The 12930-nt window shown below is 74.2% G+C and carries 9 protein-coding genes and 4 tRNA genes; 9 read left to right on the top strand and 4 right to left on the bottom strand.

All coding sequences use genetic code 11. The features are described from left to right. Nucleotides 1–4: 4 nt before the first annotated feature. Both AB2L27_RS10635 and AB2L27_RS10630 read right to left on the bottom strand, forming a co-directional pair. Nucleotides 5–76: transfer RNA gene (locus AB2L27_RS10635), tRNA-Val, on the bottom strand. Between the two features lie 76 nt (nt 77–152). Continuing rightward, complete coding sequence (locus AB2L27_RS10630; protein WP_370441436.1) at nt 153–617, bottom strand: TIGR02611 family protein; 465 nt, start codon at nt 615–617, stop codon at nt 153–155. Between the two features lie 444 nt (nt 618–1061). Here AB2L27_RS10630 and AB2L27_RS10625 point away from each other — a divergent pair, with 444 nt between their 5' ends. The 5 genes from AB2L27_RS10625 (at nt 1062) to AB2L27_RS10605 (ending at nt 3321) form a co-directional block, all read left to right on the top strand. Continuing rightward, the gene (locus AB2L27_RS10625; protein WP_370441435.1) at nt 1062–1490 is read left to right on the top strand and encodes an SsgA family sporulation/cell division regulator; all 429 of its coding nucleotides are present in this window, start codon (nt 1062–1064) and stop codon (nt 1488–1490) included. Nucleotides 1491–1653: 163 nt separating this feature from the next. Then, nucleotides 1654–1726, top strand: a tRNA-Gly gene (locus tag AB2L27_RS10620). Between the two features lie 32 nt (nt 1727–1758). Then, nucleotides 1759–1832, top strand: a tRNA-Cys gene (locus AB2L27_RS10615). A 34-nt stretch (nt 1833–1866) separates the two neighbouring features. Further along, nucleotides 1867–1941 (top strand) — tRNA-Val (locus AB2L27_RS10610). Nucleotides 1942–2121: 180 nt separating this feature from the next. Then, nucleotides 2122–3321, top strand: a complete 1200-nt coding sequence (locus AB2L27_RS10605; RefSeq protein WP_370441434.1) for a glycosyltransferase — start codon at nt 2122–2124, stop codon at nt 3319–3321. A 13-nt stretch (nt 3322–3334) separates the two neighbouring features. On the opposite strand, the gene AB2L27_RS10600 is transcribed toward AB2L27_RS10605, so the two are convergent. Next, nucleotides 3335–4444 (bottom strand): amidohydrolase family protein, encoded by a 1110-nt coding sequence (locus tag AB2L27_RS10600; RefSeq protein ID WP_370441433.1) that lies wholly within the window; start codon nt 4442–4444, stop codon nt 3335–3337. A 60-nt stretch (nt 4445–4504) separates the two neighbouring features. Next, on the bottom strand, nt 4505–5584 hold the full coding sequence (locus AB2L27_RS10595; protein WP_370441432.1) for a YihY/virulence factor BrkB family protein: 1080 nt from the start codon (nt 5582–5584) through the stop codon (nt 4505–4507). Between the two features lie 264 nt (nt 5585–5848). Between AB2L27_RS10595 and glgX the strand changes: the two genes are divergently transcribed. The 4 genes from glgX to AB2L27_RS10575 are packed head-to-tail and all read left to right on the top strand — an operon-like array spanning nt 5849 to nt 12886. After that, on the top strand, nt 5849–7990 hold the full coding sequence (glgX, locus tag AB2L27_RS10590) for a glycogen debranching protein GlgX (RefSeq protein ID WP_370441431.1): 2142 nt from the start codon (nt 5849–5851) through the stop codon (nt 7988–7990). Nucleotides 7991–8007: 17 nt separating this feature from the next. Then, nucleotides 8008–10449, top strand: a complete 2442-nt coding sequence (gene treY / locus AB2L27_RS10585; RefSeq protein WP_370441430.1) for a malto-oligosyltrehalose synthase — start codon at nt 8008–8010, stop codon at nt 10447–10449. Between the two features lie 44 nt (nt 10450–10493). Next, complete coding sequence (gene treZ, locus AB2L27_RS10580) at nt 10494–12233, top strand: malto-oligosyltrehalose trehalohydrolase (RefSeq protein ID WP_370441429.1); 1740 nt, start codon at nt 10494–10496, stop codon at nt 12231–12233. Further along, nucleotides 12230–12886: an NUDIX hydrolase N-terminal domain-containing protein gene (locus AB2L27_RS10575; RefSeq protein WP_370441428.1), complete on the top strand. Its 657-nt coding sequence runs from the start codon at nt 12230–12232 to the stop codon at nt 12884–12886. Before treZ ends, AB2L27_RS10575 begins: the two co-directional genes overlap by 4 nt. Nucleotides 12887–12930 lie beyond the last annotated feature (44 nt).

Below are 12930 nucleotides of genomic sequence, written 5' to 3'. Positions count from 1 at the left end.
TGGGTGGGCGATACTGGGTTCGAACCAGTGACCCCTTCGGTGTGAACGAAGTGCTCTACCACTGAGCTAATCGCCCGGTCGTCGCGCTGAGCGCGGCCGGTTCCAGAACCATACCGGAACCGCGGGACTGCTCACGACCGACCCCCGCCCCCTCACGCCCCGGGCAGCCCCGGGACCCACTGCAGCTGGGCCGTGACGACCTCGGGGGTCCAGGCGGGCAGCCCCTGCCACGCCAGCCAGCCCCACACCGACCCGGTGACCACCAGGGCCGTGCCGCCGGCGAGCGCGGCCCGCGTCGGCAGCGACCGCGCCGCGACCCAGCGCGCCCAGCGGTGCAGCTGCCGTTCCCCGAAGTGCTTGACCCGCTGGGCGGAGCTGAACTCGCTGCCGAGCACGGCCAGCCCCGTGAAGACGACGAGCCAGCCCGGGCCGGGCAGCGGGACGAGGACCAGGCCCACGACCACCACGAGGATGCCGGCGCAGCCGACGACCGCGCGGTAGAGCCGGTTGCGCCGCGCGTCCGCGCGGATCGCCTCGCGCCGGGCGTGCAGCGCCGCCCGCACCCGCCGGGAGCGGTGGCGCCGGGCCTCGAGCGGGTCGGCGGTCCCCCCGGGCACCGCCGCGTCCACGGGCCGACCGACGGGCTCGGGGGCGCGCGGGGGGTCGGGCAGGCGGGGCCCGGGCAGCACCTCGTCCCGACGAGCTTCCCCTGAGCCCCGCCCCTGCTCCGGACCCTGCGTGTGCACCGCCCCCACCGCACCTCCCGTGCTGTCCGCGCCGTCGGCGCCGGTCCCGTCCCTGCGGACAACGACCGGGCGGCGCGGTGCGCTCCCGGTCGGCGGCACGTCCTGCGGCCGGGGGCCGTGAGGCGCGTTACAGCAGCCGGTCGGGGCCGGACCGGCAGGACCCCTGGCAGGACCCCGGCAGGACCCGGGGGAACCGACGGCGACGCGCCGGCGTCCCAGATGCGTCGTCGGGGTGTTTCGACGGTGCACTTGGTGGGAAACTGGTCAGCACGGTCGCTGGAGCCCGTCAGCGGCCAAGAGCACACGGAGGTCGACGTGCCTGCACTGCCGCACCGCAAGACCGAGGTCGACGTCGACGTGTCCCTGCGGCTCCGGACCACCAGCGGTCCCGGGCTGCCCGTCCCGGCCAGCCTCCACTACGGCGCCGACGACCCGTACGCGATCCACGCCGTCTTCCGCGGCGGCGACGCCGACGTCGAGTGGGTCTTCGCCCGCGACCTGCTGCGCGAGGGCCTGAGCGAGCCGACCGGGTCCGGGGACGTACAAGTGCGCCCGTGCACCGAGTCCGCCGACGGCCGGCCGCGGGTCGTCCTGCGCCTGTCCTCCCCCGACGGCAACGCCGAGCTCGAGGCCGACGAGGCCGACGTGCGCCGCTTCCTGCGCCGGGCCGACGCGCTGGTCCCGCCGGGCCGGGAGAGCCGGCACCTGGACCTGGACGACCTGATCGCCCGCCTCGTCTCCTGACCCATGTCTCCTGACCCGCACCGCGTCGGACGGGCCGTCGCGCACCGCCTCCCCCCGCCCGGACCACGCCGCGGCGGGGGTGATTTGGCCGAGCCCGTGATGTCGGCTAATGTTTTCAACGCCACGGGGAACCGGCCGGGAACGGCGGGGAAACCGGAAGCACGCGGACGTAGCGCAGTTGGTAGCGCATAACCTTGCCAAGGTTAGGGTCGCCGGTTCGAGTCCGGTCGTCCGCTCGGGGGTTCGGCTTGCGGGGCGCGAGCCTCACGGTGGAGTGGCCGAGAGGTTAGGCAGCGGCCTGCAAAGCCGTCCACACGGGTTCGAATCCCGTCTCCACCTCCACTCGGCACCGGGTAGCTCCCGGCGCGGAGGACGAGGGCGATTGGCGCAGCGGTAGCGCGCTTCCCTGACACGGAAGAGGTCACTGGTTCGATCCCAGTATCGCCCACCACCGGCAGAGGGCCCGGGACCAGCACTGGTCCCGGGCCCTCTGCACGTCCACCCCTCCCCGCCGGGTTCGTGGCGGGTCCTCACGCGGCACCACCCGGATGGAGTGGTCGTCTGCGGCGGAACGGCTGACGACGGCGGGGTCCGCCCGCGCGACGCCGTCGATGTCCGTACGGTGGTGCCCGTGCCTCTCCTGCCGCGCCCGGTGTCCCGACGACGGGGCGACCTGCGCGTCCTCTTCGTGCAGGGGCACCTGCGCGAGAACGGCGGCCTGCGGGTGGTCCTGGAGCTGGCGCGCCGGTTCGTGGCCGACGGGGTCGCGACGACCGTCTTCGCCCTCGAGGACGTCTCCGGGGTCCCGACGGCCACCCCCGACCCCTCCGTGCGCCTCGTCCTGGGGGCCGACGCCACCGAGCCGGGGGTGCGCCGCCTCCCGCGGGGGGTCCGCCGCCTGGTCGCGCAGGCCCGCCACCACGACGTCGTGGTCTCGGGCTCGGAGATCGGTCACGGCGTGCTGGCGGGGTGGATCGCGGCCCGACTGACCGGGCGCCCGTTCGTCATCCTGGCCCAGGGCGACCTCGACGAGGCCGTCGCGGCGTGGGTCCCCCCGCACCTGCGCCGGGTCACCCGGCTGGCCGACGCGCACGCCGACGCCACCATCTGCGTCTCCCCCGGCCTGGTGCCGGGGATCGTCGCCAACGGCCAGCCGGCCGAGCGCACGCACGTCGTCGTCAACGGCATCGACGTCGAGGCCCTGCGCTCGCGGGTGGCCGGGCAGGCCCCGCGGCCGTCCACGGTCCCGCAGGTGGTCTCCCTGGGCCGGCTGACCCCGCACAAGGGCTTCGACCTGCTGGTGCGCGCCTCGGCCGCCGTGCGGGCCCGGGGCCTGGAGCACGAGCTGACCATCGCCGGTGAGGGCGAGGGCCGCGCCGGGCTGGAGGCGCTGGTGGCCGAGCTCGGCGCCGACCACGTGCACCTGCCCGGCTTCACCGACCGCCCCGACCTGGTGCTGTCGGGGGCCGACCTCTACGTCTGCAGCTCCCGGACGGAGGCCATGCCCCTGACGCTGCTGGAGTCCCTCGCGCTGGGCACGCCCGTGGTGGCGACCGACTGCTCGGTGGGCACGCGGATGCTGCTGGCCGAGGGCGAGCTGGGCCGACTGGTGCCCCCGGAGTCCGTCGAGGCGCTCACCGAGGCGCTGGCCGCCCACCTGAGCGACCCGGGACCGTTGCGCGCGGCCGCCGACCGGGGCCCGGAGTTCGCGCGCCGGTTCGACGCCCGGCGGCTGGCCCGGCGGCACCTGGCCGTCCTGGCCCGGGTGGCGGGGCGGGCCCTGCCGGCGGGCCTGGTGGACGAACCCGCGGTCGCCGGCCCGCGCTCCTGAGGCGCCGGCCCCCTCAGCCGCGCAGGGCCGGGACGACCCGGCGGGCGTTGCCGGAGTACAGGGCCGCGAGCTGGTCGGCGTCCAGGTCCAGCCCCGAGACCGTCCAGCGGCCCTGGTCCGGTTCGGGACCGTAGTCGAAGGCCTCGTCGGCCGTCTCCAGGACGCGGAACCAGCGTCGCACGGCGTCGGTGTCGAAGGGGAAGCTGTCGCTGCCCCACAGCACCCGGTCGGGGTGGCGGGCCACGAGGGCCGCCGCCGCCCGCGGCTGCCGGCCCAGCTCGGCCAGCCGGGCCCCGGTGTCCACGACCAGGTTGGGGTGCCGGTCCAGCGCGTCGGAGACCCACTGCAAGTTCTCCGCCCAGCCCGCGACGTGGGCGCCGATGAACGTCGTGCCCGGGTGCGCGCCGACGAGGGCGTCGAAGGCGTCCTGCAGCTCGGGGTGGGTGGGCACGCCCGTGCCGTACCAGCTCCAGTCCGGGTGCCGGGTCAGCTCCTCCAGCCGTTCGTTGTGCCGGTCGACGGGCCGGAAGAACGCCGGCGGGTCGCCGACGTGGACCAGCACGGGCAGCCCGGCCTCCCCGGCGGCCTCGAACACGTCGGACAGCCGCGGGTCGTGCGGTCGCACCAGGGCACCCCCGGCGTCCCGCACGAGCAGGCCCAGGTCCTTCCACACCTTCAGGCCCGCCGCACCCGCCCGGGCCGCGGCCTCCACCTGCCCGACCATGGCCGCCACCCCCGCCGGGCCCTGCGCGACCCGCCGCCACTCCACGTGCGCGAAGGTCGCGAACCGGCCGGGGTGGGCGCGGTCGTACCGGTCGAGGTTGGCCTCCAGGTCGCCGGGCAGCCCGTCGAGGTTGACCATCGCCGCGATGTTCAGCTCGTCCATGCGCGCCAGCAGCGCCCCGACGTCGGGGACCAGCCAGGCGTGCCCGCCCGTCAGCCAGCGGCCGAGGTGGTTGTGGGCGTCCACGGCCGGCACCGCCGCCCGCGGCACGTCCGTCACGGGCAGGACCAGCTCGCTGCGGGGGCGGTAGGCCGCCAGGCGGTGGGTGCTGAGCCGCGCCCGGGCCGCCAGGTCGCGGGCGCGGCGACGGCCGGCCGAGGTGATGCGGTTCAGGTGCACCCGGCCAGTCTCACCCACCGGGCGATCACCGGCGGCACGGCGCCGGCGGTCCTCACCCGGTCAGGGGACCCAGCGCCGCCGCTCGGCCGCCTGCTCGCGGGCGGCCTGCCGGGCGGCCGCCTTGGTCGGGTCCGGCCAGACCCGGTCGACGGCGGAGTTCAGCGCCGCGCCGATGAGGACGGTGATGGCCAGGAAGTAGAACCAGATGAGCACGACGATGGGCGCGGCCAGCGGCCCGTAGATCGAGGTCGAGGCACCCCCCACCGAGAACGACAGGGCCCGGCGCAGCACCCACGAGATCACCAGCCAGCCCAGCAGGGCCAGCAGCGCGCCCGGCACGTCCCGCCACCAGCGCGAGCGCACGGGGGTGGCCAGGTGGTACAGCGTGGCCAGGCAGAAGACGGACAGCACGAGCACCACCGGCCAGTAGAGCGCGGTCAGCCAGCGCAGGTGCACGGGCAGCCACTCCCCCAGCAGCCGCGGCCCGACGAGCACGAGCGGCACGACGACGACGGTGACCAGGAGGGCCACCAGGTACGTCGACAAGGACAGCAACCGGGTGCGGACGATGCCGCGGTGGCCGCCGAGGCCGTACATGATCGCGATGGTGTCGACGTAGACGTTCAGCGCCCGCGAGCCCGACCACACGCTGAACCCGAAGGCCAGGACGGTCAGGTCGGCCCGGCCCCCGGTCGTCACGGAGTCGAACGTGGGCAGGATGACGTCGGAGATGGCCTGGGAGGTGAAGAAGGCCTCGGTGGCCCGCGTGAGCTGGGCGCGGGCGGCCTCGACGTCGTCCGGGCCCAGCCACCGCCCCAGGTAGCCCAGGCTCGCGATGAGCCCGAAGACCAGCGGGGGCAGCGACAGCAGGGCGAAGAACCCGCCCTCGGCGGCCAGCCCGGTCACCCGGAACCGCATGCAGGCCCCGACGGTGCCGCCGACCAGCGCGCGCAGGTCGCGCCAGAGCCGGCGCAGCACGGGCAGCCGGCGCCCGGGGCGCGGACGCGCCAGGGTGCGCCGCACGCTCACCTCCGGGGCCGGCGCCCCACCGGCGTCCGGGCCGGCGTCTCGGCCGGTGTCCGGGCCGACGTGCAGACCGTCCCGGGTGTCGATCGCGTCCTCGGGGCGGGCCACGTCCATGCTCTCCTCGTCCTGTGGGTGCCCACCCGGACGGGAGGGGTCCTCGGGCACCCGCCCACCGTAACGGGCGCCCGCGGCCCGGCGCCGCTGCCACTCCGGGGCGCTCGCCCGGGGCTCCGGGAGGTGCCGCCAGGCCGCAGCCGCCATGATGACCTGGCACCACCGACCGGCTCGCGGCAGGACGCACCGACCTGCCCGGGCACCACCTGCGCGGGCGCGAGCCGCCCGGGCACGACCTTCGAGACCGCTGGAGGGACTCCCCCGATGCAGATCTGGCCCGGACGGCCCTACCCCCTGGGCGCCACGTACGACGGCGCCGGGACGAACTTCGCCCTCTTCTCCGAGGTCGCCGAACGGGTCGAGCTGTGCCTCATCGACGCGGACGGGACCGAGCAGCGCCTGGACCTGCCCGAGATGGACGGGTTCGTGTGGCACGCCTACCTGCCCGCCGTCCAGCCCGGCCAGCGCTACGGCTACCGCGTCCACGGCCCGTTCCACCCCGAGAGCGGCGCGCGCTGCCAGCCCGAGAAGCTGCTGCTCGACCCGTACGCCAAGGCCATCGAGGGGCAGGTCGACGGCGACGAGTCGCTGTTCAGCTACCACTTCGACCGGCCCGGTGAGGTCAACGACGACGACAGCCTGGGCCACACGATGCTCTCCGTCGTGGTCAACCCCTACTTCGACTGGGGCAACGACCGGCGCCCGGGGCACGAGTACCACGAGTCGGTCATCTACGAGGCGCACGTCAAGGGCCTGACGATGCTGCACCCGGACGTGCCCGAGGAGATCCGCGGGACGTACGCGGCCATGGCGCACCCGGCCGTCATCGACCACCTGTCGTCCCTGGGCGTCACGGCCGTCGAGCTCATGCCGGTGCACCAGTTCGTCCAGGACACCCACCTGGTCGACAAGGGCCTGACGAACTACTGGGGCTACAACACGATCGGCTTCTTCGCCCCGCACAACGCCTACTCCTCCACCGGCCAGCAGGGTCAGCAGGTCCAGGAGTTCAAGTCGATGGTGCGGGCGCTGCACGAGGCGGACATCGAGGTCATCCTCGACGTCGTCTACAACCACACCGCCGAGGGCAACCACATGGGCCCGACGCTGTGCTTCCGCGGCATCGACAACCAGGCGTACTACCGCCTGGTCGACGAGGACAAGAAGCACTACTTCGACACCACGGGCACGGGCAACTCCCTGCTCATGCGGTCCCCGCACGTCCTGCAGCTCATCATGGACTCGCTGCGGTACTGGGTGACGGAGATGCACGTCGACGGCTTCCGCTTCGACCTGGCCGCGACGCTGGCCCGCCAGTTCCACGAGGTGGACCGCCTCAGCGCGTTCTTCGACCTCGTCCAGCAGGACCCGGTCGTCAGCCAGGTCAAGCTCATCGCCGAACCGTGGGACGTCGGCGACGGCGGCTACCAGGTCGGCGGCTTCCCCCCGCTGTGGACGGAGTGGAACGGCCGCTACCGGGACACGGTGCGCGACTTCTGGCGCGGGGAGCCCAAGACCCTCGGGGAGTTCGCCAGCCGCATCAGCGGGTCCTCGGACCTGTACGAGCACTCCGGGCGCAAACCCATCGCCAGCATCAACTTCGTCACCGCCCACGACGGCTTCACCATGCGCGACCTCGTCTCCTACAACGACAAGCACAACGAGGCCAACGGCGAGGGCGGCGCGGACGGGGAGAGCCACAACCGGTCCTGGAACTGCGGGGTCGAGGGTGAGACCGAGGACGCCGAGATCATCGCCCTGCGGGCCCGCCAGCACCGCAACCTGCTGACGACGCTGCTGCTGTCCCAGGGCGTGCCGATGATCCTGCACGGCGACGAGCTGGGTCGTACGCAGAACGGCAACAACAACGTGTACTGCCAGGACAACGAGCTGTCCTGGATCGACTGGAACCTGTCCGACGCCCAGCGCGAGCTGCTGGAGTTCAGCCGCCGCGTCGTGGCCCTGCGCCGGCAGGAACCGGTGTTCATGCGCCGGCGCTTCTTCGCCGGTGACGCCGGTCACGGCGGGGAGTCCGAGGTCGGGGACATCGAGTGGTTCTCCTGCGACGGCACGGCGATGACCGACGCCGACTGGGGGGACGCCTCGAACCGCACGGTGATGGTCTTCCTCAACGGCGAGGCCATCCCCGAGCCCGACCGGCGCGGTGAGCGCACCGTGGGCGACTCGTTCCTCGTGCTGTACAACCCCTGGCACGAGACGGTCGAGTTCACGCTGCCCGAGGAGGCCTACGGCGACGACTGGCGGCCGCGGCTGGACACCGCCGACGACCAGGTGGGCATCGTCTCCATCTTCACCGAGGAGTCGGCGTTCTCCCCGGGCGCCAAGCTGCCCGTCTCAGCCCGCTCCGTCCTGATCCTGGCTCGTGAACCACTGGGAGACAAGTGACCTACCGTCCCGCGGTGGTGCCCACCGGCACCTACCGCCTGCAGATCCAGCCCGCGTTCACGTTCGACGACGCGGCCGCGCAGGCCGAGCACCTCGCCGCCCTCGGGGTTTCCCACGCCTACCTGTCCCCGGTCCTGGCCCCGGCGAAGGGCTCGGCGCACGGGTACGACGTCGTGGACCACTCCCGGCTCAACCCCGAGGCCGGGGGGCGCCCCGCGTTCGACCGGCTCACCGAGCGCCTGCGCGCGAACGGCCTGGGCGCGGTGGCCGACGTGGTGCCCAACCACGTCGCCGTGCCGACCCCGGCCAGCGACAACGCCCAGCTCTGGTCGGTGCTGCGCGAGGGGCCGGAGTCGGAGTTCGCGTCGTGGTTCGACGTCGACTGGTCGGTGCCGGACCGGGCGATCCTCATGGCCGTGCTCGGCCAGCGGATCGGCCAGGTCCTCGCCGCCGGGGAGCTGTCCCTGGACCGCTCCGGCGACGAACCGGTCCTGCGCTACTACGACCACGTCTTCCCGGTGCGGCCGGGGACCGAGGACCTGCCGCTGGAGGAGCTGGTGGACCGCCAGTGGTACCGGCTGGCGCACTGGCGGGTCGCCGACGAGGAGCTGAACTACCGGCGCTTCTTCGACGTGGACACCCTGGCCGCCGTGCGGGTGGAGGACCCCGAGGTCTTCGAGGCGACCCACCGGCTGCTGCTGGAGCTCGTGCACGAGGGCTCCCTGCAGGGCCTGCGCATCGACCACCCGGACGGCCTGGCCGACCCGCGCGGGTACCTGGACCGCCTGGCCGCCGCCACCCGCACCGGAGACGAGGGCGAGGGGTCCAGCGCCTGGGTCGTCGTGGAGAAGATCCTCGAGGGCGACGAGCTGCTGCCGGCGGGCTGGGCGTGCGCGGGCACCACCGGTTACGACGCCCTGCAGCGCGTGGGCGGGGTGTTCCTGGACCCGGCGGGGGCCGAACCCCTGTCCACGGCGTACGCGGCCGCGACGGGGACGGCGGTCCCGTTCGCCGCCGTCGTCGAGCAGGCCAAGCGCGAGGTCGTCGAGAACGGCCTGTACGCCGAGGTGCACCGGCTGGTGGAGCTGCTGGCCGGCATCTGCCACGACGACGTGAACCTGCGCGACCACACCCGTCGCGGGTTGCACGAGGCCGTCGTGGAACTCCTCGTCGCGGTCGAGCAGTACCGCGCCTACGTGGTGCCCGGGCAGACCGCGCCGCAGGACGCGGTCGCGGTCCTGGACCACGCCGCGGCCACGGCCCGCACCCGGCTGCCCGCCGAACGCCACGACACCCTCGCGGTCGTCGTGGACCTCGCGCTCGGCCGGGTCGGGCGGGAGGACGCGCGCGCCGCGGAGTTCGTCGTGCGGTTCCAGCAGACCTGCGGCCCGGTCATGGCCAAGGGCATCGAGGACACCGCGTTCTACCGCTGGTTCCGGCTCAGCTCGCTCAACGAGGTGGGGGGCGACCCGACGCGGTTCGGCATCTCCCCCGAGGAGTTCCACGCGTTCGCGGCCCGGCTGGCGCGGGACTGGCCGGCCACGATGACGACGCTGTCGACGCACGACACCAAGCGCAGCGAGGACGTCCGGGCGCGGTTGTCGGTCCTGTCGGAGTTCGGCGAGGAGTGGTCGACCGCCCTGGCCTCCTGGCGCGAGCTGGCCGCCGAGCACCGCGACGCCGAGCTCGACGCCCGCACCGAGCTGCTCGTGTGGCAGACCGTCGTCGGCACCTGGGGCGCGCAGGGCCCCATCGCCGCGGACCGGTTGCTGGCCTACCTGCAGAAGGCGACCCGCGAGGCGAAGGACCACACGACGTGGACCTCGCCCGACGAGGCGTACGAGGCGGCGGTGGAGAAGTTCGCCACCGGCGTCCTGGCCGACGAGGCCGTGCGCGCCGCGGTCGCCGGGTTCGTCGAGCTGACGGGTCCGGCCGCCCGCGTGGCGGTCCTGGGGCAGAAGTTCGTCCAGCTCCTCATGCCGGGGGTCCCCGACGTCTACCAGGGCACCGAGGTCGTGGACCTGTCCCTCGTGGACCCCGACAATCGCCGGCCCGTGGACTACGCCGACCGCCGCCGGCGGCTGGCGGCCCTGGACGAGGGGTCGGCCCCGGCCGACCTGGACGACGAGAAGCTGCTCGTCGTCTCCCGCGCCCTGCGGGTGCGGCGCGACCACCCGTCGGTGTTCACGCGCGGGGACTACTCCCCCGTGCCGACCTCCAGCGGGAACGCCCTGGCGTTCGCCCGGGGTGCGGTCGAGGCGCCCCGCGTCATCGCCGTCGCCACGCGGCTGCCGGTGTCGTTGCAGCGCAACGGCGGGTGGGGGGAGCACACGCTGACGCTGCCCGAGGGCCGCTGGCGCAACGCGCTGGCCGAGGACGTCGTCCTCGACGGTGGTTCGGTGCGGATCGCCGACCTGCTCACCGACCTGCCGGTGGCGTTGCTGGTCCGCCACGGCTGATCCCTCCGGTCGCCGGGCGCCCGCACTTCGGACAGGCTGTGGCCATGCAGTTCGGAGTGTGGGCGCCGCGTGCGCGTGAGGTGGAACTCGTCCTCGACGGGACGGCGGTGGCCATGGAGCGCACCGGGTCCCCGCGGGAGGGCTGGTGGTCGGCCGAGGCCGACGCGGCCCACGGGACGCGGTACGCGTTCCGCCTCGACGGCGGCGACGAACGCCCCGACCCGCGCACCGGGTGGCAGCCCGACGGGGTCCACGCGGCGAGCGCCGTGGTCGACCCCTCGACGTTCGCCTGGACCGACGCCGGCTGGGCCGGCCGGGACGTGCACGGGGCGGTGTTCTACGAGCTGCACGTGGGGACGTTCACCCCCGAGGGCACGTTCGCCGCGGCCACCGCCCACCTGGACCACCTCGTCGACCTCGGCGTCGACGTCGTGGAGGTCCTGCCCGTCTCGGCGTGGGACGGGCCGTGGAACTGGGGGTACGACGGCGTCGCCCCGTACGCTGTGCAGCACGAGTACGGCGGCCCGGAGGGTTTCGCCGCGTTCGTGGACGCCTGCCACGCGAAGGGTCTCGCGGTCGCGCTGGACTGCGTCTACAACCACCTCGGCCCCAGCGGGAACTACCTCGCCGAGTTCGGGCCGTACTTCACCGACAAGCACGACACCCCCTGGGGTGCGGCGGTGAACCTCGACGACACCGGCTCGGTCGAGGTGCGCCGCTGGATCTGCGACAACGCGCTGCGCTGGTTCCGCGACTTCCACGTCGACGCGCTGCGCCTGGACGCGGTCCACGCCCTCGTCGACGACTCCGACCGGCACGTGCTGCAGCAGCTGGCCGACGAGACCGCCGAGCTGTCCACCCGGCTCGGCCGGCCCCTGGGCCTGGTGGCCGAGTCCGACCTCAACGACGCCGTCATGGTGACCCCGACCGCGCAGGGCGGTCGCGGCATGAGCGCGCAGTGGGACGACGACGTCCACCACGCGCTGCACGCCTGGCTGACCGGCGAGCGCCAGGGGTACTACGCCGACTTCGGCGACCCCGAGGTCGTGGCGACGACGTTCGAGGAGGCGTTCTTCCACGCCGAGCGGTTCTCCTCCTTCCGCGGGCAGGAGTGGGGGAAGAAGGTCGACCGCGCCGCGGTGCCGGGGACGGCGTTCCTGGGGTACCTGCAGACGCACGACCAGGTGGGCAACCGCGCGGTCGGGGACCGCATCGGGCACCTCCTGTCCCCCGCGCGGCAGGCCGCCGGCGCGGCCCTGTACCTGCTGGGCCCCTTCACCCCGATGGTGTTCATGGGCGAGGAGTGGAACGCCTCGACGAAGTGGCAGTTCTTCACCAGCTTCCCCGACCCCGAGCTCGGCCGGGCCGTCAGCGAGGGCCGGCGCGGGGAGTTCGGGCAGCACGGCTGGGACGCGCAGGACGTGCCGGACCCGCAGGACCCGGCCACCCGCGAGGCCTCGGTCCTGCGCTGGGAGGAGGTGGAGCGTGACGGGCACGCCCGGATGCTCGCCTGGTACCGGACGCTGACGGGGCTGCGGCGCTCGGTCCCGGCCCTGGCCGACGCGGACCTGCGGGCCGTGCGGGTCGACGTGCAGGGCAACGCCCTCGTCCTGCACCGCGGTGACCACCGGGTCGTGGTGACCCTCGGCGGCGGCGCGGACGTCGACGTCGAGGGCACGCCGGTGGAGGTCGTCGCGGCCTGGAGCGAGGGGGCCGAGCCCGAACTGCTCGGTGAGGGCGTGCGGACGGCCTCGGAGGGCGTCGTCGTCCTGCGGGTCGCGTGAGCGGACCCGACGCACCGGCCGACCGGGTGCGCCGGGCCGCGGTGCGGATCGCGGCGCTGGCCCAGGACGGGCTGACGTACGCCGCGGGGGACCCGGGGAAGGACTACGACGCGGCGCGCTACCGCGAGCTCACCGAGCTGGCGGCCGACCTGCTGGCCGCGGTCTCCACGAGCCCGCGGGAGGTGCTGCGCGCGGTGCTGGACGCCGACACCGGGTACGCCACCCCCAAGGTCGACGTCCGCGCCGGCGTGCTGGACGCGAGCGAGCGGTTCCTGCTGCTGCGCGAGCGCAGCGACGGGCTGTGGTCGTTGCCGGGGGGCTGGGCCGACCCCGGCGAACGGCCCGGCCCGGCCGCCGAGCGGGAGGTGCTGGAGGAGACCGGCTGGCCCGTGGAGGCCGTCAAGGTCGTCGGGGTGTGGGAGCGCGAGGTCCGCGGCAAGCAGCCGCCCATGCCCGTGAGCGTCTTCCACCTGTACTTCCTGTGCCGGGTCACCGGTGAGCGCGTCGCCCCGAGCGAGCTGGAGACCCTGGACGTGGGGTGGTTCGGCCTGGAGGAGCTGCCGGAGCTGTCCGAGCGCCGGATCAACCGCTGGGAGCTGGAGCGCCTGCTGGCCCACCACCGCGATCCCACCCTGCCGACGGAGTGGGACTAGTCTGCGCTGTTGCAAACCGTCTGCAACAGGCTGGAGCCTCCCCC

The sequence above is a fragment of the Kineococcus halophytocola genome (assembly GCF_041276425.1).
In the GTDB taxonomy this organism is placed as follows: domain Bacteria; phylum Actinomycetota; class Actinomycetes; order Actinomycetales; family Kineococcaceae; genus Kineococcus; species Kineococcus halophytocola.
Note: the sequence above shows the minus strand (reverse complement) of the source record. Positions and strands in the feature narration are given on the sequence as shown.

Bases quoted from the DNA above. Each gene is read 5' to 3' on its own strand.
- AB2L27_RS10595 (WP_370441432.1), bottom strand. From the start codon at position 5,584: ATGGACGTGGCCCGCCCCGAGGACGCGATCGACACCCGGGACGGTCTG.
- glgX (WP_370441431.1), top strand. From the start codon at position 5,849: ATGCAGATCTGGCCCGGACGGCCCTACCCCCTGGGCGCCACGTACGAC.
- treZ (WP_370441429.1), top strand. From the start codon at position 10,494: ATGCAGTTCGGAGTGTGGGCGCCGCGTGCGCGTGAGGTGGAACTCGTC.